We start from the raw sequence: 17,472 nt of genomic DNA on the forward strand, positions 1-17,472 counted from the left end.
TGCGTGCCCCGGTTCGGTTGTCGGTCTCAGTCAGCCCTGACACCGAGATACAGGCGGAGTGCGTGCTCGACCAGCGCGCTGCGGCTACCCGCCGACCACTCTTCGGCAAGCGCATCGAGTGTTGCGGTATCGGAGGCAATGATCCCGGCAAGGGGTACACGAGCCTGGATTTCGCTGTGCCGTCGGCGGCGCGGTTGTGCACTGGTCTCCCGCCGCTTGAAGAGCCCAGCGCTTGATTGAGGTTCTTCTGTGCTCCAACGGCGTTGAAGTTCGCCAGCGTGCCTCTCAACTGCATCGAGGACCACTTGGCCGTACGGTCGCGCGGTCGCGCGGTCGCGCTGCCGTTCCTCGAGCGTGAGTTGGCGCAGTGCTGTGTACACCGCCGGGGGTAGATAGACCTCAGGAGGAGCGGTCCGTATCGGTGCGGTGCTGCTGTCGTTGCGTGTTTTGGGCTTTCGGCGGGGTGCGAGGACCGGCTTTGACGCTTCAGACTGCGGTTGGGCGGCTTCAGGTTCGACGTTCCTTGATTCTGGCGAGGCGTCGTCTGATTCGGGCGGCTCGGGCAACACCAGGGGTGAGGGTTTCGCGACGGCCTTCGCATCCTCTTCTTCTTGATCGTCCGATGAGGGCGCGGATTGCGGGGTCTCGTCGACCGTTTCGGTGACGATGCTCAGCGTGGGGAGCAAGTCATCGAGATCTCCAAGGGCGCCCGGGTTGAATGCAGCCTTCCGGCGTCGGGCGCTCACGCCACTCCCCCGGAGATTTCATTCTTCTCCGCCGACGTTATGCGGCTGAGAATTTCGCGGGTAAGTGATTGGTAGTCGCTTGCGAGACCGGAGGGGTCTCGGGACCACAAGCGCTCGCCGATGCGCTTCTTGTCGCGTAGTCGCTGGATCCGATTCTTCAGGTGGTCCTCGGCGGCGGCGACCAGTTCGGCAGGGGTCAGGTGACCGTTCCGGAGGTCAACGGCGGCTGCCTTTTCGGACCGAATGAAGGTGTTGAACGGCGCAGCGCCGCTGCCGTCGAGCAGATCCTCAACCTGCTCGAAAATCTCACGGTTCCGGGCTGTCGCGCGAGGGTTTGCATCAAAGAGAACGACACCGAGAAGTTGGATGAGGGAACCGCTCTGACGCGCTCGAAGATAGCGAGCTGCGAGGAGCTCCACACCGGACAAGCTTGCATCGTCTTCCTTGGTCGGCACGAGGAGATACCGCGCGGTACCCAACAGTGCGTCGAGTAGTGGGGCATCTCCTGGGCCTGAATCGATCAGAATGAGGTCGTAGTGTTCGACTGACTGCAATTCGGTGAGGGCGGAGACGAGATTGGCCCGCAGATCCATCCCTGATTGGGCGGCGGTGGCCGCGATCGCGCCGATAACCGCGAGTGCCGGTCCCCCGGAGATGAGGTCGAGATTCGGTCGGACCTCTCTGATGGGTCCTAGTGGGTGTGCGTACTGAAGGGCCATGCTGAGGCTCTTCCCGTTGTCCCCCTCGGCACCCAGATCCGAGGTTGTGACGTTCGCTTGCTGGTCCGCGTCAACGACGAGTACCCGGCGTCCCGCCGCTGAGACCATGGCTGCGACCGCTGCGACGATTGAGCTCTTGCCGACACCGCCCTTTTGGTTGGCGACTAGCAGACTGCGCGGGAGCTGCGTTGGTGACATGCCTAGCACGGTACGACTGTGTGGTAGGTGGGACGGCCAACGACACGCCCTTGGATAAGGGGGTGTAACACGTCATGAGTGCCACCGTGGCTCAGGCGATGAGCCGTGTCTGTTCAGGAGTAGTTGGGAAGGCTGTGTCACGGATCTTTGTCTTGGTCTTGTCGACTGGTGATGACAAAGGTCTTGTAGACCATCGTGGGATTGGTCGGGATGACGATCATGCACATGGCTGATTCAAAGGTGGTTGACCAGGTCATGGTCAAGGTGATTGAGATGGTCGATGTAGAGGTTCCTGATCAGGGCGTTGGTAGGATCTTCGGTCCGCCCAGAGCTGAGGTACTTGCCTAGGGCATAGCTAAGGCCATATCTAGTGTCATAGACATAAATCCATGTCAGAAGGTATTTTTCGCTCCCAATGTGCACACCAAAGCGACTCGGATGGAGGCAGTGTGGCCTCCCGAATGCTTGGCTTTGCACATTGGGGGAGTGGCCTTTGCGCGTTCCGCGGCACGAGACTGGAGGGCGATGAGTCGTTCGCCGCACCGCTTTCCAGCGGATACAGGAACCTGGTTCTTGCCAGCGGCAGTCGAAGGCGGCCACGCGGCTTCTGCGCCGTGCCGATCAAGAACCTCCTGCTCAGAGAGGTGAAGTGGCCTCTTCTGCCGTATCCCCGATCTGGGGGAGGGGCTGAGGCGCTGGCCGAGGTTCAATCTGAGCGCCACCACGAGCGCAGACTGTTCACAGATGGTGTCGATGTTCGACTCCTGCAAAGATTCCCACGGACGCCTACTTAAGGCCATATGCAAGGCCATACGTCTGGTCACTTGCACGACCTGATGATGGAATCGTCGGCTAGTGCGATGATCGGTGAAGCATGTCCCCGGGACGCGCCATGGTAGCCGCACCGATACCCGGGTGAACCTTGTGGCTGACCAGCATTGGAACGGCGCTGCACCCGTCCGATATTACGTCACGTGACGTAATACCGGCAGGGTACGCACCTTCCCTGCGATCGGCCTCATCGAGCGCCCAATCGAGGAAAACGGACGAACTCCAGCGGATTCCGACTACACCGGGGGAAAGTCGGACGTACTCGCTACGTCAGCATCAACTAGCTCTAGGTATCGGTCTTGCAGAACCAGCCGGTGACCAATTGATGCCGGCGAACTGGGAACCGTCACACATGTCGTGCTGGCCAAAGGGAGTGTGCCCAATGGCCACGAAATGCCTGGCCAGGAGGTTTCGGTGCGGATCGTCGGGCAAGCATATACGTCCGCCGGACTCCTCGTCGGCGACGAGGAGTCCGGCGGAATCCCGAACAAAAGGACCTGCGGCCAGTCACTTCCGCAATCGGTTATCAGACCCACGCTAAAAGAATCGTAGAACGCGATGTTACGGGGACTTCCCAGGTCAGGGCCCTTCTCAGAGTATAGACATCACCACAGCGATGGAAGTTGTGATCGTCAATTGCGTGGAGCGGCGCCGGACTCTCGCCGCGTACAGAGTAGCCATCGGGGGATGGCTCGAGCGTCGAAGGGGGATGGGGAGTGGACACTCGGGGGTGCAACTGCGTGATGCACGGTGCATCACCACTTCCGACAAGCGGTGACACCGCTGACCGCGGCAGTGACGGGGGTGATGCACGGTGCATCACGACTTCCGACAAGCGGTGACACCGCTGACCGCGGCAGTGACGGGGGTGATGCACGGTGCATCACGACTTCCGACAAGCGGTGACACCGCTGACCGCGGCAGTGACGGGGGTGATGCACGGTGCATCACGACTTCCGACAAGCGGTGACACCGCTGACCGCGGCAGTGACAGGGGTGATGCACGGTGCATCACGACTTCCGACAAGCGGTGACACCGCTGACCGCGGCAGTGACAGGGGTGATGCACGGTGCATCACCACTTCCAGCAACGGGATACCCTCGACCGTGGCGGCGCGATCGCGGCGCAGTTCATCGGAGATCCACGAAGTCGACGCCTACGCCTGTCATGATGTGCACGTGAGCCATCAAGATGCTTCACACCCTGGAAGCTCGCCGTCCGCGGAGGTAATGCTTGCTGTTCCCGCGGTCGGCGGAGCGACGAACTCGTTGCCAGGAGTTGATGCTCGAATCACCGCTGAACTCGACCGAATGAAATCGGCCAGCACTGCGCGAAACTACCGGCAGGACTGGGTTAGGTTCGCGAGTTGGTGTGCACCTCGCGAAGTTTCGTTGATGCCCACCGATCCGCGTGCGGTTTCTGACTATGTGCGTGAGAGTGCGGAGAAGAGGTCCGAGACCGGCGATCGGATGTACTCCATTGCGACCTTGAGTCGGTGGGTGGCTTCCATCAACTATTGGCATCGCGTATGCGGATTGCCGGTGCCAGGTCGGTCACCCTGCGTGAAGGATGCGCTCGCGAACGCACGTTGGGAATACAGAAAGAACGGCGACCGCCCAACTAAACGGGCACACCCACTTCGCATCGGCGAGCTCGAAGGAATTGTCGGTTCGAGTCGCCGCGATGCGACCACCTGGGTCAAGCGTGCGCGAGAGCGTCGCGACAGCGCACTCTTGTTATTGGGTTTCGCGTTTGAATTTCGGCGCAGCGAGCTGTCGACGCTCACCGTTGCCGACGTGACGTGGTGCCGCGACGGAGGTCTGCGAATCCGGAGCTCTCGGTTGCAGGAGGACCTTGCCGGCGATGGGTTGGTCAAGCACGTCCAGTCATCGCCGGACCACACAATGTGCGTTCCCTGCGCATACGGGCGTTGGCTCGAGGTGGTTTCGGCTGCCGACGGTTTCGGTCGTCCGGGTGTAATTCGATTGCTCCACCAACACGACGAGTTCGAAGGCCACGTCTGCCTTTCCACGGCGCCAGGCGTCAACGGTCCGGCGGTACCCGTTTTCCGCGCCATCCGCGCGAACGGCAACATCAACTTGGTCGCGCTATCGGGGGCTGCGATCCACGCCGCGATTCGCCGGCGCGCAGCGCTCGCAGGCCATTCAAGCGAGTTCGTCGAACGGGTCGGGGGAGAGTCGTTGCGGGCCGGGTCTGTTGCGGAGCGCCTGGACAATGATTCGCCGTCTTGCCGAACTATTCGCCGCACGGGCTGAGTGGCATAGCATCGGGCGTCGGGCATGAGCGTCGGAACAAGTTGGCGCCGGGCCGACAACACTCATGGAGCTCACCGGGAAAAGGGTCGGCCTGGCGAGGGTGCTGTGGCGGAGTTCATCGTTCGCACCGCAGCACACGCCCGCGGGTGACCGCCGAACGAATTCGCGCGGTGGACCCGTCTCAGGCGGCAAGAGGTCTTTGTTGCGACACAGTGACTCGGGTGCGTGCTTGGCGACGTCGGATTGCATAACCTCATACAGTGGCGATCGGGCAGGCAGAACTCAAAGGCGTGCAGGATATTTCCGCGCTGTTCGCCCGGCGCGGTCAGGGCTCACGCTACCGATACGACTGGGCTCTCTTCGCTGATTGGTGCACAGCGCTCCAGGCATCGGCACTGCCCGCTGATCCTCTTGCTCTCGCGAGCTTCCTTGATGCGCATCCGGCGGCCCGTGCCACCCAACGGCGCCGTGTCACAGCGATCAATTGGGTTCACACCGCCAGCGGATACCCAGCGCCTGGTTCTGCGCGCATGATCCGCCAGGCGCTGTCAGCGCGTGCAGGAAAGCATGACGAACTCTCTCGCGCCGCACGCGAGGTGCTGCCGACCGTGCCGACGGTCGGTTGGCCTCACGGACTATTCGGCCGAAGGGATGCGCTGCTCCTGGTTCTCAACTGCATCGTCGGAATATCCGCGACCGAAGTCGGGCACCTTCAACGTAGCGACATCACGTATGACGGGAACATCGTGACCGTTGGTGCCGGGCACGATGTGGACCTCCATCCATTGGCGGACAACCCTCGTTGCTGCCCCGTCGCGATCTATCTGAGATGGGCGCGGCTGCAGGCGTTCTTTGATCGCTACCCCTCGAACCGCGTGCTCGCTCGAAGTCTTGCCAGTGCTCACGAAATCTCCGATGACACGGTTGAGTCCTATGGGAAGCTTCCGGGTCTGTGTGAGGGCCAAGACGGTCCCCTGTTGCCCAGCTTCGATCAGTGGGGGCATTTCGCTGCACTCCGCCGCGATCGCCGAGGGGTGTCGAGCAAGTCGGTTTCGGCGATCGCTACCGCATATCTGACGGGCACCGCCTCATCGAGGCACACCCGATCCGATCCGCCAGATACGACATCTGCTGCGATCGAGTTGGAGGGTGAGGTGTCTCCAGCTTCGGGCGACAGCTCCGAGAACGAGACGGACTGCGTATCGCTCGACCCGGATCAGCTCACCGAGCAGTACGAAGCGGCCATCGCACGGAAGTATGCAGATGTCCGGGCATTGGGGGACCTTACTGAGACTTTCGAGGACATCGATCGGAAGGCCGACGCGATCCTCAGTCGCACTGAGGAATTACTCGCTCAGATGGGTCTGTCCTAGTCTTGGATCGGTGCGACCGCCGGCCGATGATCCAAGTCCGGAGTGACGGCTCGATCCTGATGAGAGTTCAATGAACAGCCCCCGTGCCTGAGACCCGAGCAGTGGTGCGAATTTCCATCGTGCACTACGGACGTATGCGATGCCCCGGGGCACATTGTGTCAGAACCGCCGTCGGGTGATCTGCGACATTCCCGGCACCTGGAGCACCCGGGACCTCTGCAACTCAGATCTCACGAAGATGCGTAGGCGCCGGTAGCCATCACTGCGAGCGCAGGATCGGTGTCTTCATTTGTGCGTCGGCGGTTACGCTGCGGTTCTAGGTCCGCGTGGTCGCGGTCCCGGTGAGACTCCAAGAAGTGCGAGTGGGCCACGTTCTTCGTCAGGGAGCGCGTCAGCTCTCCACTTCTTCACCGCCCGGTAGAGCCACTGACCTACCTGCTCGCCATCAGCGTTGACATAGTTCGCGGGAACGAGTGCATTGCCGTGTTGCTCTCGATAAGCGGCGATCTCGGCCAGCATTCGACGTCGCTTGCTGTCGGTCCGGGTCACGGCAGGGAGAGGAGCATCATCCTCGCTCCACACGAATCCGATCGAATCGAGCTGATGAATTCGCTCTGCCGGGAGAGTGCCGAGCATCCGAGCAACGCGCTGGCGGTATTGCCAGCGACCGAGCCGGAAGCCGCACTCAGTTACGTAGTTCTCCGGAATTGGGGTTCGAGGGTATTGCTGCCGGAAAGCTGAGTACAGCTCCAGCGCCGAGGCCGCGGACCGCTGAGTTCGCATCGAAATCAGTCCTTCTTTGAAAACCATATATTTGTCAAGTAGATAGGCCCATCGTCAAGTATGTCAACCGGATTGACCGCATGTCACGAAAATCACCCGGAGAACAGTGGGGCGACCGCCAGATTGGGACTTGGACTCGGCACGCCTCGGACCGCTCGATCGTGCTGTCCGGCCTTGTGTTGAGCGGTGCGGGATCCGAGGGTCCACAAGTGCGTGAAGGTCATTTCAATTGCGCTTGCCAGCGTGCTCGGACGGAAGGGGTCAGCGGGCGATGGCACGCGGCACTGTTGAGATGCGTCACGGTCGTACGCCGTTGCCTCTCGCGGATTCTGGGGTTCTGAATCTGAGGCGGGGTTCTATCCGGCCCGCAAAATTCATTGTTGCACTGGTCCTTCAGCCGCCGAGATGCGGCAGAATCCGCTCGCTGTGACCCGGCCGTGGTCGCAGGAGTAACGGGCTATCTCTGAACGTCTACGCCTGAAGGCTGAAGTCGACTTACGGCAGGTTCTCGGAGTTTTCGTGCGAATGAAGAGCGACGGAGTGGCCGTATGCAACTCGGGTCGATGGTAGGAAACGTCGGGCGACTCCCGCGGTGGAACCCTCGTAGGGGCGCAAGCGGGCGAAAGGAAATTCGAGAATGGGCAACCACGGAGGGATACGAGTTGTCCGCACGTGGACGTATCCCCGCTCAGATCGAGGAAGCGTACAGCGCAGCACACTGACTTCACGCTGACGTGTGAATACGACAAACAGCCTCCAGCCAGCTCATTTCGCGTTGGCCGGAGGCTGTGATCAGGCCAAGGTCAGGAGGCGGACGACACTTCGATCAGTGCCTGGCGCTGGTTCGCTCCGAGTCCGCCGATACGGCGGGTCTCGGCGATCGACAGTTCCTCAAGGAGCTTCGCGGCCTTCACCGATCCGACGCCGGGGAGCGCCTTGAGCAGTGCCGACACCTTCGTCTTCTTTACGATTTCGTCGGTCTCGGCCTTAGCGAGCACCGCTTCGACGCTGAGGTCTCCAGCTTTCACAGCTGAGAGGAGTTCACTACGCGCTTTGCGTGCTTCGGCTGCCTTCGCCAGTGCCTCGGCGCGCTGTTCCGGAGTTAAGACAGGCAATGCCATGAGGGTTGCTCCTTAGTGCGTTGTTCAGCCAGATTGTCCGGCTGTCCCTCGTCATCGTGCCAGGTCGGGCGGACATGCCCGTCCACTGATCGACTTGGGACTGATTTTCGGGTGTCTCTTTTCACGTCCGCCGGATATGTCCGTTGGTGATGGAGTGATAGGTGTGAGTCCCTCGCTGGCGAGGGACGTCCTTGACTTACAGCGAACATGTTCCTACATCTGGGGTGGTTGATGATCGCCGAGCAGATCCGCCTCAAGCGGAAGCTATTGCGGCTGAGACGAATGCAGAGGACGCGGGTGGCGGGTGTCCGCCGGAGGATCGTCATGATTCCGCTGAACCATCAGCTCGCGGAGCGTCAGGGTGGTGTGACGTCATCGAAGTAGGTCGAGTTCGGGAAGGTCGATGCGGCCAAATCGGTGTGTTGCCGCCGTTCGCGCCGTCTTCAGCCCGGTGGAACCACTATGCAGTTTGCCGTCGTTTCTTCGATCCCGCATGCTCGATTGAAATTGGGCCTCCCCCTTCATGGGGTTGTGGCGCACTCTTGGGATCGACGGAGTTACTTGTTCGGTTGAGGTGGTACCCGCTCGTTCTGGAACCTTGCTGTGCGACTTCGAGAGGCGATCTCGCGTGTGCCACCCCAATCCGTGCTCTCCACCGAAGCGCTCTCCTGCAGGGTGGATACTTCGAGCGCCGGCCCTGTCGCGTGGGTGGCGCTATGCCTATGCATGCCGGCGCAATAGATGTCCTGCGAAAGCTTGCGAAACTCCGGGTTGAGGCGCGCCGAATCGATTGCGCAGCGGAGTTCGGTGGTGATGTTTGCGTCGGTACGGCATGATTCGCCCTGTTCGGTCACGGTGCGTATGGCGAGGTAGCGGTCGTTGGAGGTGAGTGATGGATCCGTTCGAGTTCGTTGCTCATATTCCCTGTCCGCATTGTCGTGTGGGGATCGGCGAGCGGTGTGTCACCAAGGATGGGTACGTGCGCAAGATCCCGTGTCTACATCGCGTGAAACTCGCGAAATGGCCTGATAAGGATGAACTTCCAGATGATCGACCCGATTCGGGGCGTGACGATGGTGAGCAGGGGGCGTAACGCATGAGGCAACGGGTGCAGAATGCTCGCGGTTGACCTGCGGTCCAAGTTCCCCGAGATGCGCGGGTTCTCCCGCAGCAATCTGCACTACATGCGGAAGATCGCCTCGGCATGGCCCCGGAGCGCATTCGTCCAACAAGCGGTTGGACAAATTCCGTGGGGACATGTGACCGTGCTCGTCGACCGTCTCGACGACCAGCCTTCACGCGACTGGTACGCCGCCGCGGCCTTCGAGCGGGGCTGGTCCCGCAACGTCCTATCCCATCAAATCCGCAACCGACTCGACCAGCGGATCGGGGCAGCACCATCGAACTTCACCGACCACCTCCCGGCCGGTGACTCCGACCTGGCGCAGCAACTGGTCCGCGACCCATACGTCTTCGACTTCCTGGATCTGACCGACCGGGTCGCGGAGCGAGAACTCGAGGCCGCGCTGATGGCCCGGTTGGAGCGGTTCCTGCTCGAGCTCGGGCACGGCTTCGCGTTCGTCGGCCGGCAGTACCACTTCGACGTCGACGGTGACGACTTCTACGCCCCCGGCGATCCGCTGCGCAGCGTCAACTGGCCCGTGAGTGCCCGCCGCGGTACATCGACTTGGTGTTCTTCAACTGGATCCAGGCCCGTTTCGTCGTGGTCGAGCTGAAGGTCTGCCGGTTCGAGCCCGAGTACGTCGGCAAGCTCGGCTTCTATGTGTCGTGGATCGACGCAAACCTGCGCGACCACAACCAGCATGCGCCGACGATCGGGCTCCTGCTGTGCGCTGGACGGAACGACAATGTCGTCCGCTACTCCTTGGCCGGGACCACCGCACCCTTGGCGGTCGCCGACTACACCTACGACCCCCTGCCGGCACCGGTCCGTGAATTCGTTCCCACCGATGTTGAACTCGCTTCCGCTGTGGGCGAGACCCTCACCAGCTTGAAGGAGAGCCCTTCATCGCGCGGCGACGTCGATCACTGACTCGGAGGTCGACTCAAGGTGACCTAGCTGGCTAGTCGAACGCCTCCGGGCGGAAGTCGCTGACGACGTGCTCGACACGTGCCGCGGAGCCCCAAGGTGCAGACTTCCATGAAAGGCGGGGAGCACCGCCGCCCGAAGTATTTGTCCAACACCGCTGGACAAATACTGATCACCCGGCGCTTGGTCGCGGTCGGAGCCATCCCGAGATCGCGATGCGCCTCCCGATGTCGTAGATCGCGACGAGGTCGAGAGGTCGGGCACCACACAAGATCCACAATCCGTTCGACTTTTCATCGAGAACGCCACACCCGGCCAGCAACGGAAACGCGCCGGAAGGGTCGGATCAATTGGTGGACGGTCTCGGCGGCGCAGCTCGATCACCGGGAGAGTGCTATCGAGCTGGTGCTGTGTGAAGTCGACATCAATCGGAAATGGGCAGCACACCTGCCGCCAACTAGGTGCTGGAACGCCGAGTGGCCAACCCCGTTCTCGGAGTTGGCCGTCGGCGTCTGAGGGGACGATTTGTGTGGGGAGAGAGTCAGCTCCGGCGGTCTGAGGTGATACGACCGCGGCCGGGAGCAGAAGTCCACCCACCCCTCATGAGATTGACTACTGCACCCAGCCGCCGGTCTCCCCGGTTTCCTCTTGTCGCGTGACCACCGCGACAAGAGGACTGTAACACCAAAACCAAACGAATGGTTTTCTTCTGCGGATTTACTCCACGCCGTGCCACCGACCGAGAGAACATGAATGCAGCGACGAGAACTGGCGGGGAGATCCCCAGGGGCGTACGGTCATACGACCGTCAACTACCTCGCCGAGCGCTGGTAGCGTTCGTGCCGCCAAACGGGGTGTGTAATTTCGTTTGTCGGATCTTCTCGCTCACAGGGGCAGGAAAGGTGTGGCATTGGCACAACAAGCGCGAGCTGTGGCGACAAGAGCACAAATCGTCCGCGGAGCGGCTGAGATGTTCGAGAAGCAAGGCTTCGTCGGAGCCAGTCTGGGAACCATCATCGAGAACACCGGCCTCACCAAGGGTGCGCTGTACTTTCATTTCAAGTCCAAGGAAGAACTGGCGCGGTGCATTGTCGCCGAGCAGCACGCGACCTCGATCGCTTCGGTGGAGGCGATCGGACGTGAAGAAGCTTCGGCGATCGAGCAGATTGTGATGCTCTGCCACGAGATGGCCCGGCAGATCGTGCACGACCCGATCGTGCGCGCCGGCATCCGGATCACCCTTGAACTCAGTGCCGACGACCACGGTCCCGCCGACCCTTACCTGGACTGGATCAACACCTGCGAGCACCTGGCACGGCGCGCCGTGGATCAAGGCGACCTCGCGCCGGACATCGATCCACCACGGTTCGCCCGGTTCGTGATCGGCGCCTTCACCGGTGTCCAGACCGTCTCGCAAGTGCTCGCGCAGCGCACAGACCTCGAGCAGCGAGTCGACGACATGTGGGGGTATCTGCTACCCGGGGTCATGCCCCCAGCCCGGCATTCGGAGATCGGCCGAATCCGCAAGGCCCGCAGTATCGGTGCCCAAAATATCTAGCTCCAACACCGAGCGGCGGCGCGATTGCTGGACTGGGCGCTCAGCGACGAGCCAATCGTACGGTTCCCGTGGTGACGTCGACACCCTCTTGCCTGACTACTGCGCGGGCCGACAACGCATCTTCGTTGAGGATCTGGATCCGGACGGTCGTGCGTCGGTCGAGCTCGGCGAATCGGTGGAACACTGCGTCGATCGACTCCAGGTGTGCGTCCCGCACTTCGAACGTGGCGAACGTGGCGAACGTGCCCTGGCGTAGTACCTCCAGGAGCAGCATCCCGGGGAGGTGGTCGAGCGGATGGTCGAACAACACCGGATGTGTCACGTCGACGCGTACCTCCCACTCGTCGCGCGCAGTCTGCCGGCCGAGTACCACGTGCTGGTCCTCGACGTGGCTAACCAATGCAGGTGTAATGGCCGTGCCGCACCTCGCCGGGCCGGGGGTGCGCGGGCCTGCGGAGCCCCATCGTGCCCTCGTGTAGGCGGACGGCGGAAGTGCCGATGTGACACCGGACGCCGATCCGATCTCTCGACCCGCCAGCCAAAGCTGCAGTTCAATGCGGAAGCTCGACAACACCTGACCGCGGTACGCCAGATCGGAGAGGGTGGCGACCGTCGTCACGTCTGCTGGTGACGGCCCGACCTCCAAAGCATCCAGTTGTGTACGAACGTGAATGTCCTGCATCACGAATCGTCCGCTAAGGGGCACCTTGTATCGCACGTGGGCAAGGTAGATCGCTGCTTGACGCAGTGTTTCGGTGAGCAACATCGGGTCATATATGCCGCCCCTTGCGCGGTAGAAGCCGTGCAGTCGTGGCCACTGCGCCGCGATGGCGAACTGGTCCGGCTGTGATAGTTCGACGCAATCGGTGAGGAAGACCTCGGCGATGGCCTGCCGATGGACGTATCGGCGGGCTATCGTCCGCTCGAAAGATAGAGCGGGAATCACCTCGCGTAGCGGTTGGCATGCTCGCGTCACGAACCCTCCGTAGAAAACCGACCGGTCCTATGCGCCGGGATGCCGAACTATAGAACTGGACTCGGACAAGTGTTCAGTCGGGTGCCATTGTTGAACCAATCTGACGGAAGGCCCGCCTCGGAGGGGGAGGCTTACCGCGGACTAACGTGCGGTGAAAGGCGCCGCTTGTACGCGTGACCAGCGCGTAGCATTGCGGCGTTCAGCGAGAACAGATCGCACATCGTACTCGAGTGCTGGTCGGCGGAGACTGTGCTGCGGCCCTTTTGCCAACGCGGAATGGTGCCTGGCCGACGGTGTGACTGTGAAGTCGCGTTGTTGCACTTTTTGTCTTCTCGTCTGCCCGGATGCGTGCGGTTTGGACGAATGTGGCGTCGGCATGCATAGGCGATGATCGAGATGAGTCGGCCTCTCGATTGCCCACGACGAACACGCACACAGCAACAGCGTCTGTGACCGGATGTGGCGCGTCGGGCATTTGTCTATCCGATCGACTGCAAACATGGGGGAAGCCGCCGGTACCGATCAGCGGCTTCGAGTCCTTCCCGGGAACGTTGCGCAATGCGGCTCTGTCCGGTCAGGGTGACGGTGTCGTCGTATCTCGGCAAGCGGTTGCAAACGGCGGCGATTCTTAGTCGCTCAACGGACTCGATGGAGTCCATCCGGGTTCGCATCGAATTGGCCAATCCGGGACACGCGACACGCTAGGCGGATACGAGGAACGCGGACAGTCGTCGAGCGGCGAACTGGGAGAAGTAGTCGACCTTCGCGCCGTCTACTAATCCAGGGAGAAGAACTTTCCATGCGGTTGTCATGCGCTCAGGCAGTTCCGTCAGAGTGTCGGTCGCGACCGACAGTAAGCGCGTACCGAAGGCCATCTCGAGCAGCAGTCGGCCAGCCTCGTCGGGGTCTATGTCAGCGCGGAAGTCGCCTTCTTCGACTGCCCTCGCGGACAGTGTCCGGTACGTCGAGGTCCATTGATCGAAGACCACGTGGCCGGTGCCCCGGAAGTCTCCAATCTCGTTGAGCAGGCGAAACGCGGCCAACATCAGGACGTCGTTGTTGGACGGGTCGATCATCGCGTATGAGATCCCAATTAACGCCTCTAGTGCTGGTGTGCGAGAGTCGAATTGTAGGGAACATGCCGTTTGGAGGCGTGCGCAGCCTTCGTCGATGACCGCCCGTGCCAGCTGCTCTTTCGAGCTGAAGTGGAAGTACAGCGAGCCCTTTGTCACCCTCGATTCGTTGATGATCTCTTGGAGGCCCGCGTTTACGTATCCGACGCGGTTGAACACCTCAGCTGCGGCGGCCAACACGGCGTGCCGCGTGGCGATCGCGCGTTTCTGCAAGAGATGCTCCTTCCTCGACGTCGGTTCAAATCAAAACCTACAGGTTGGTATTAGATCTGAGAACTTGGACGAGTGTCCTGTTCTGTCGTGCATGAGGCGAGAAGGAAAGGTCCTCGCAGGGCCGTGCTCCGTGATCGAGCGGCGCGATGACATCGGTCGCTCCGGGGGCCTACGTGCACCTAAAGGGCGGGGCTGTCCCACAGGCGCCATCGCAGTCGGCTCATGCGCAAGGACGGTGCGGCGATAAGCGCCTGCTGGTGGGACGCATGGTTGCGACGTCAGTCGAAACCCGTTGATTGTCAACGTATCACCGCGCAGAATGACTGGGTCGGGATGCGTGGGCAGATCCGATCATCGGAGGTTTCGGACGCGTGCGTGATTGCCCCATTCTGGGGTGCGACTGTCACGGCCTTTACGTTTCGCGTTGGAAGGTTAGAGTTATGAACGCCAAGGCTCTTACGGCGAGGCCTGCGATCGAGATCGCGCCGACGCCGTTTCGCGAATCGCGTGTTTTGGAAGCGACGCGGGAATTGGTCGGGATCAGCGGCGGGGTCGGGCTGACCGTTCGATCAGTGTTCGTCGGTCCTCTCGAACTGATCACCGTCGTCGAACTGGGTTCGAAATGACTGAGCGCCACGGTGTTCAGTGACCCGGCATTCCGCAATTGCGTTTGCTCTCGGTCGAGCGCGGTCGCCCCGCATGTGGTTGATGGGTCGGAGGTCGAGGTAGCTGCTGGCAGCGGCCTGGTTGCGATGCCGGAAATTCTGGGATTACCGCAACGGTGCTGGCCTCAGGGCAGCCTTCAGGGCGACGGTGCCGCCAATCGCCGTGGTCCGAAGCGTCACCGATAGCACCACGTTGATCATCAATTCCCCGTTGTTGACGGCAGCGAAATTCGTCAGTTCGTGACCGTGCGGCGGGTGGGCCGCCGGTCATCGGCGAACATTGCCTCGATCCTCGACTTGATCTCCGCGGTGCTCATTGAGCCGCCGCGCCGAGGAGCCTGCGGTGCGGTGCGAGTCGTCGGGGTCATCGAGGTTGTCGCCATGCGTCCTGCTTTCGTCGGTTGCCGGTATGTGTGCCTCACGGTCACGTATGTGATCTGGTTCACATCGCGACCGACTATGTTCTACACCACAAGTTCGGTCATGTGCCACTCCGCCTGGTTGTCTAAGTCTCCCGGCAGATCGACGTCAAAGCGCTCTACAACCTGTGGGTGACCCAGGCGGAGAAGGATGCGATGAGCGGAGTTCTGCACTCCTGCTGAGACAGATCATCGCGGTCGGGACTACGGTAGCTCCTCAATGGTCACCCATCTGGGGGCTATCCCGGCGCGGAATCCCTTCCACGAGGGATGGCGGAGCCGCCGGTCCGGGGTGAACTCGCGGTACTCGACGGTGCCGACCAGAACCGGCTCGACCCAGCGGGCGTGAGCTGCAAGTTCATCGGGAACATGTGTGTCGAAGGGGCTGGTGGGGCGTTCGAGCGGGCGGAGCATCGTCAGCGTTCGCCGCCGGTGGGCTTCGGTGAAGCCCGAGTCGACGTGCCCGACGTACACCAGGCCGATCTGGTGCGCGTGGGCGCCGACGATCAGCGACCGCAGTCCACCGTGGCTGGTCGCTTCCCAGCCGCCGACGATCACCTCGGCACTGTTGCGGAGCGGGGTCTTGACCCAATCTGGTGAGCGGCGCCCCGGCTGGTAGGGGGCGGTCATCTTATTGGTGACAATTCCTTCGAGGCCGAGCTCGTCGGCCTCCTCGAGCTTTGTGTCGCCGTCGACGTCGACCCAGTGTGGGGGCACCTGCAGCGATTCACCGCCAGGGGCGAGGTCCAGGTCGGCCAGGAGTTGTCGGCGCTCGAGATATGGCCGCTGCAGGATCGGCGCCCCGCGGTGCGTCAGCAGATCGAAGATGTAGAAGGCGACCGGTGCGGCGCGCTGCGGCGAGGCCGGCGGGCGCTGGATGAGGGTCCGACTTTGGATCAGGTCGAAGCGTGGTCGACCGCCGTCGGCGGCGGGCGCGACGATCTCTCCGTCGACTATCAGGCCGCCGCCTGGGTCGATCCTGGAGAGTCCCGTCCGGTGGTGATCTCGGGGTACGCGGCGGTGATATCGGCGTTGTTGCGGCTGAACAGGTGCACCGCGGATGCGGTGATGGTGGCGATGGTGCGTACACCGTCGAATTTCATCTCCACTGCCCAGTCGTCCCCGCTCGGTGGTGGACCGGGCGTCGCCAACATGGGTTTTACCGGGCGGAGAGGTGGTGCGGGCTGATGGGCGGGCACCTTTCTGATTCTGCCCCTGTGATCTGCCGTCGGCAGTGTGCTGGGGCGGGATGTGTGTGAGGAGGGGTAGCGGGCGGCGCCGTCACGGTGCGGGCGTCGCCGGGGGCGCCGGCTCCGTTGTCGAGAAATCGACGGAATGTTGGCACGGGAGGGGCGGTTGGTCCTTCGATGCCCACCTGCCGTCGAACTGGAGGAGTGATGCGTGTTCAGCTGGGCTCGGTTGTGGGGGATGGCCACACGGGGGCCAGGGTTCCGTCGTTGCCGTAGCGGTCGATCTGGGCGATGCCGCGCCGGGGTGCATGGGGGCGGTGCGTCTCGTTGATCGCGTGGAAGTCCGATTCGAAGGACTTCTCGCTCGATGTTCCATCGCTGAGCGTTACCAGGTACCTGGGCATACTCAGAAATATGCCACTGCCGCTCTGGGTTCGGGCACCTTTGTCGGATCTGTCCACAAACTATCATGACCGACTTCGATTCAGCGACAACATTTTCCATTCTTGCGGCCATGAACCTACTGGGCGAGGGATCGGTGTCGGCGTGGCGTTCCCGACGCTCAGGACGACTGGGCAGGTAGGACGGGCGTGAACACTCACGGAATACACGGCGCGCCTCGCGTCGGGTCGTCGGGCCGGGTGTTAGACCAGATCTACTCTGTGGAGCGAGGTGGTCGACTTGTTCGTGTTGGTCGGACGCGAGCGTGCACCCTGGAGGACGCTTGTGGTGGGAAGCGGTTCGGTGTTCGTCAGATCCGGCAGCACCGGGTATGAAGGGGCAAGACCTGCACCGGCACCGGGGATGTGCAGCAACCGGAGTGGCCGGGACGAATTTGCCTCGACAGGGCGTTGGCGGTCCGTCGGCAAGTCCGCCGGGATCGCGGGCGCCGAAGAAAAGAGGTGATCGACACTGATGTCCGTCGCTGGTACTGATGGTTTCAGGTGCAGTGTCGCTGCCGATTTCTTGTTGAGGAGGCGCCGTGTCCGATAGCGGTGTGCCGTTGTTGATGGTCGATCGGTCCGAGGCCCTCGATCGTGATGATGCGTTTGCGGTGACCGAGCTCGCCGATGGTTCGGGGTGGAGGCTGGAGGTTCACATCGCCGGGGTCGCGAACGTGGTGGCCCTAGGTTCTGATGCCGATGCGACGGCGTTCCTGCGGCGTGAATCGAGGTATCTGCCCCGTCGGACGGTGCCGATGCTCGGCCGCGATACCGAGC

Annotated in this window: 16 protein-coding genes and 3 pseudogenes; 9 read left to right on the forward strand and 10 right to left on the reverse strand. The window is 62.0% G+C overall.

Annotated elements, in window-relative coordinates; genetic code table 11:
* Nucleotides 1–26: 26 nt before the first annotated feature.
* Nucleotides 27–746: a hypothetical protein gene (locus RJ1_RS34625; protein WP_073366957.1), complete on the reverse strand. Its 720-nt coding sequence runs from the start codon at nt 744–746 to the stop codon at nt 27–29.
* Nucleotides 743–1,663, reverse strand: a complete 921-nt coding sequence (locus tag RJ1_RS34630; protein WP_073366958.1) for a ParA family protein — start codon at nt 1,661–1,663, stop codon at nt 743–745. The genes RJ1_RS34625 and RJ1_RS34630 overlap by 4 nt, the downstream gene beginning before the upstream one ends.
* A gap of 2,331 nt (nt 1,664–3,994) precedes the next feature.
* Here RJ1_RS34630 and RJ1_RS34635 point away from each other — a divergent pair.
* Together RJ1_RS34635 and RJ1_RS34640 are read left to right on the forward strand one after the other, a co-directional pair.
* Entirely contained in the window at nt 3,995–4,771 is a 777-nt protein-coding gene (locus RJ1_RS34635; RefSeq protein WP_255284930.1) for a site-specific integrase, read from the forward strand.
* Nucleotides 4,772–5,031: 260 nt separating this feature from the next.
* Nucleotides 5,032–6,144: a site-specific integrase gene (locus RJ1_RS34640; RefSeq protein ID WP_073366960.1), complete on the forward strand. Its 1,113-nt coding sequence runs from the start codon at nt 5,032–5,034 to the stop codon at nt 6,142–6,144.
* 303 nt (nt 6,145–6,447) lie between these two features.
* Here RJ1_RS34640 and RJ1_RS34645 read toward each other — a convergent pair whose 3' ends face one another.
* On the reverse strand, nt 6,448–6,927 hold the full coding sequence (locus tag RJ1_RS34645; RefSeq protein ID WP_073366968.1) for a helicase associated domain-containing protein: 480 nt from the start codon (nt 6,925–6,927) through the stop codon (nt 6,448–6,450).
* Nucleotides 6,928–7,474: 547 nt separating this feature from the next.
* Between RJ1_RS34645 and RJ1_RS34650 the strand changes: the two are divergent.
* Nucleotides 7,475–7,649: pseudogene (locus RJ1_RS34650) on the forward strand (Lsr2 family DNA-binding protein); the annotation flags it as partial.
* Nucleotides 7,650–7,730: 81 nt separating this feature from the next.
* Here the strand turns inward: RJ1_RS34650 and mihF are convergent.
* Nucleotides 7,731–8,048: an integration host factor, actinobacterial type gene (gene mihF, locus RJ1_RS34655; RefSeq protein WP_073366961.1), complete on the reverse strand. Its 318-nt coding sequence runs from the start codon at nt 8,046–8,048 to the stop codon at nt 7,731–7,733.
* Nucleotides 8,049–8,940: 892 nt separating this feature from the next.
* Here mihF and RJ1_RS49410 point away from each other — a divergent pair.
* The 3 genes and pseudogenes from RJ1_RS49410 to RJ1_RS34670 all read left to right on the forward strand — a co-directional run bounded on the left by RJ1_RS49410 (nt 8,941) and on the right by RJ1_RS34670 (nt 11,656).
* Nucleotides 8,941–9,141, forward strand: coding sequence for a zinc finger domain-containing protein (locus RJ1_RS49410; protein ID WP_420820365.1), 201 nt, complete (start codon nt 8,941–8,943; stop codon nt 9,139–9,141).
* Between the two features lie 25 nt (nt 9,142–9,166).
* Nucleotides 9,167–10,101 (forward strand): annotated as a pseudogene (locus RJ1_RS49040) (PDDEXK nuclease domain-containing protein); the annotation flags it as partial.
* Nucleotides 10,102–11,008: 907 nt separating this feature from the next.
* Nucleotides 11,009–11,656, forward strand: a complete 648-nt coding sequence (locus RJ1_RS34670) for a ScbR family autoregulator-binding transcription factor (protein ID WP_073366970.1) — start codon at nt 11,009–11,011, stop codon at nt 11,654–11,656.
* Nucleotides 11,657–11,696: 40 nt separating this feature from the next.
* Here RJ1_RS34670 and RJ1_RS34675 read toward each other — a convergent pair whose 3' ends face one another.
* Together RJ1_RS34675 and RJ1_RS34680 are read right to left on the reverse strand one after the other, a co-directional pair.
* Nucleotides 11,697–12,632, reverse strand: coding sequence for a ScbA/BarX family gamma-butyrolactone biosynthesis protein (locus RJ1_RS34675; protein ID WP_073366962.1), 936 nt, complete (start codon nt 12,630–12,632; stop codon nt 11,697–11,699).
* 701 nt (nt 12,633–13,333) lie between these two features.
* Nucleotides 13,334–13,978, reverse strand: coding sequence for a ScbR family autoregulator-binding transcription factor (locus tag RJ1_RS34680; protein ID WP_240320049.1), 645 nt, complete (start codon nt 13,976–13,978; stop codon nt 13,334–13,336).
* Between the two features lie 440 nt (nt 13,979–14,418).
* Here RJ1_RS34680 and RJ1_RS34685 point away from each other — a divergent pair, with 440 nt between their 5' ends.
* The gene (locus RJ1_RS34685) at nt 14,419–14,604 is read left to right on the forward strand and encodes a hypothetical protein (RefSeq protein WP_073366963.1); all 186 of its coding nucleotides are present in this window, start codon (nt 14,419–14,421) and stop codon (nt 14,602–14,604) included.
* 272 nt (nt 14,605–14,876) lie between these two features.
* Here RJ1_RS34685 and RJ1_RS46970 read toward each other — a convergent pair whose 3' ends face one another.
* Nucleotides 14,877–15,026, reverse strand: a complete 150-nt coding sequence (locus tag RJ1_RS46970; RefSeq protein ID WP_162850399.1) for a hypothetical protein — start codon at nt 15,024–15,026, stop codon at nt 14,877–14,879.
* Nucleotides 15,027–15,152: 126 nt separating this feature from the next.
* Here RJ1_RS46970 and RJ1_RS48180 point away from each other — a divergent pair.
* A pseudogene (locus tag RJ1_RS48180) lies at nt 15,153–15,245 on the forward strand (HNH endonuclease); the annotation flags it as partial.
* 21 nt (nt 15,246–15,266) lie between these two features.
* Here the strand turns inward: RJ1_RS48180 and RJ1_RS34690 are convergent.
* The 3 genes from RJ1_RS34690 to RJ1_RS34695 form a co-directional block, all read right to left on the reverse strand.
* Nucleotides 15,267–16,040, reverse strand: a complete 774-nt coding sequence (locus RJ1_RS34690; RefSeq protein ID WP_338049612.1) for an ATP dependent DNA ligase — start codon at nt 16,038–16,040, stop codon at nt 15,267–15,269.
* Nucleotides 16,019–16,216 carry an ATP-dependent DNA ligase gene (locus RJ1_RS49045; protein ID WP_338049602.1) on the reverse strand — a complete coding sequence of 66 codons (198 nt, stop codon included), beginning with the start codon at nt 16,214–16,216 and terminating at the stop codon, nt 16,019–16,021. Before RJ1_RS49045 ends, RJ1_RS34690 begins: the two co-directional genes overlap by 22 nt.
* A 251-nt stretch (nt 16,217–16,467) precedes the next feature.
* The gene (locus tag RJ1_RS34695) at nt 16,468–16,656 is read right to left on the reverse strand and encodes a hypothetical protein (protein WP_073366964.1); all 189 of its coding nucleotides are present in this window, start codon (nt 16,654–16,656) and stop codon (nt 16,468–16,470) included.
* 605 nt (nt 16,657–17,261) lie between these two features.
* Here RJ1_RS34695 and RJ1_RS34700 point away from each other — a divergent pair.
* On the forward strand, nt 17,262–17,472 hold a 211-nt coding region (locus tag RJ1_RS34700; RefSeq protein WP_174695057.1), incomplete at its 3' end, for an RNB domain-containing ribonuclease.

The organism is Rhodococcus jostii NBRC 16295 (assembly GCF_001894825.1).
Classification (GTDB): Bacteria; Actinomycetota; Actinomycetes; order Mycobacteriales; family Mycobacteriaceae; genus Rhodococcus_F; species Rhodococcus_F jostii.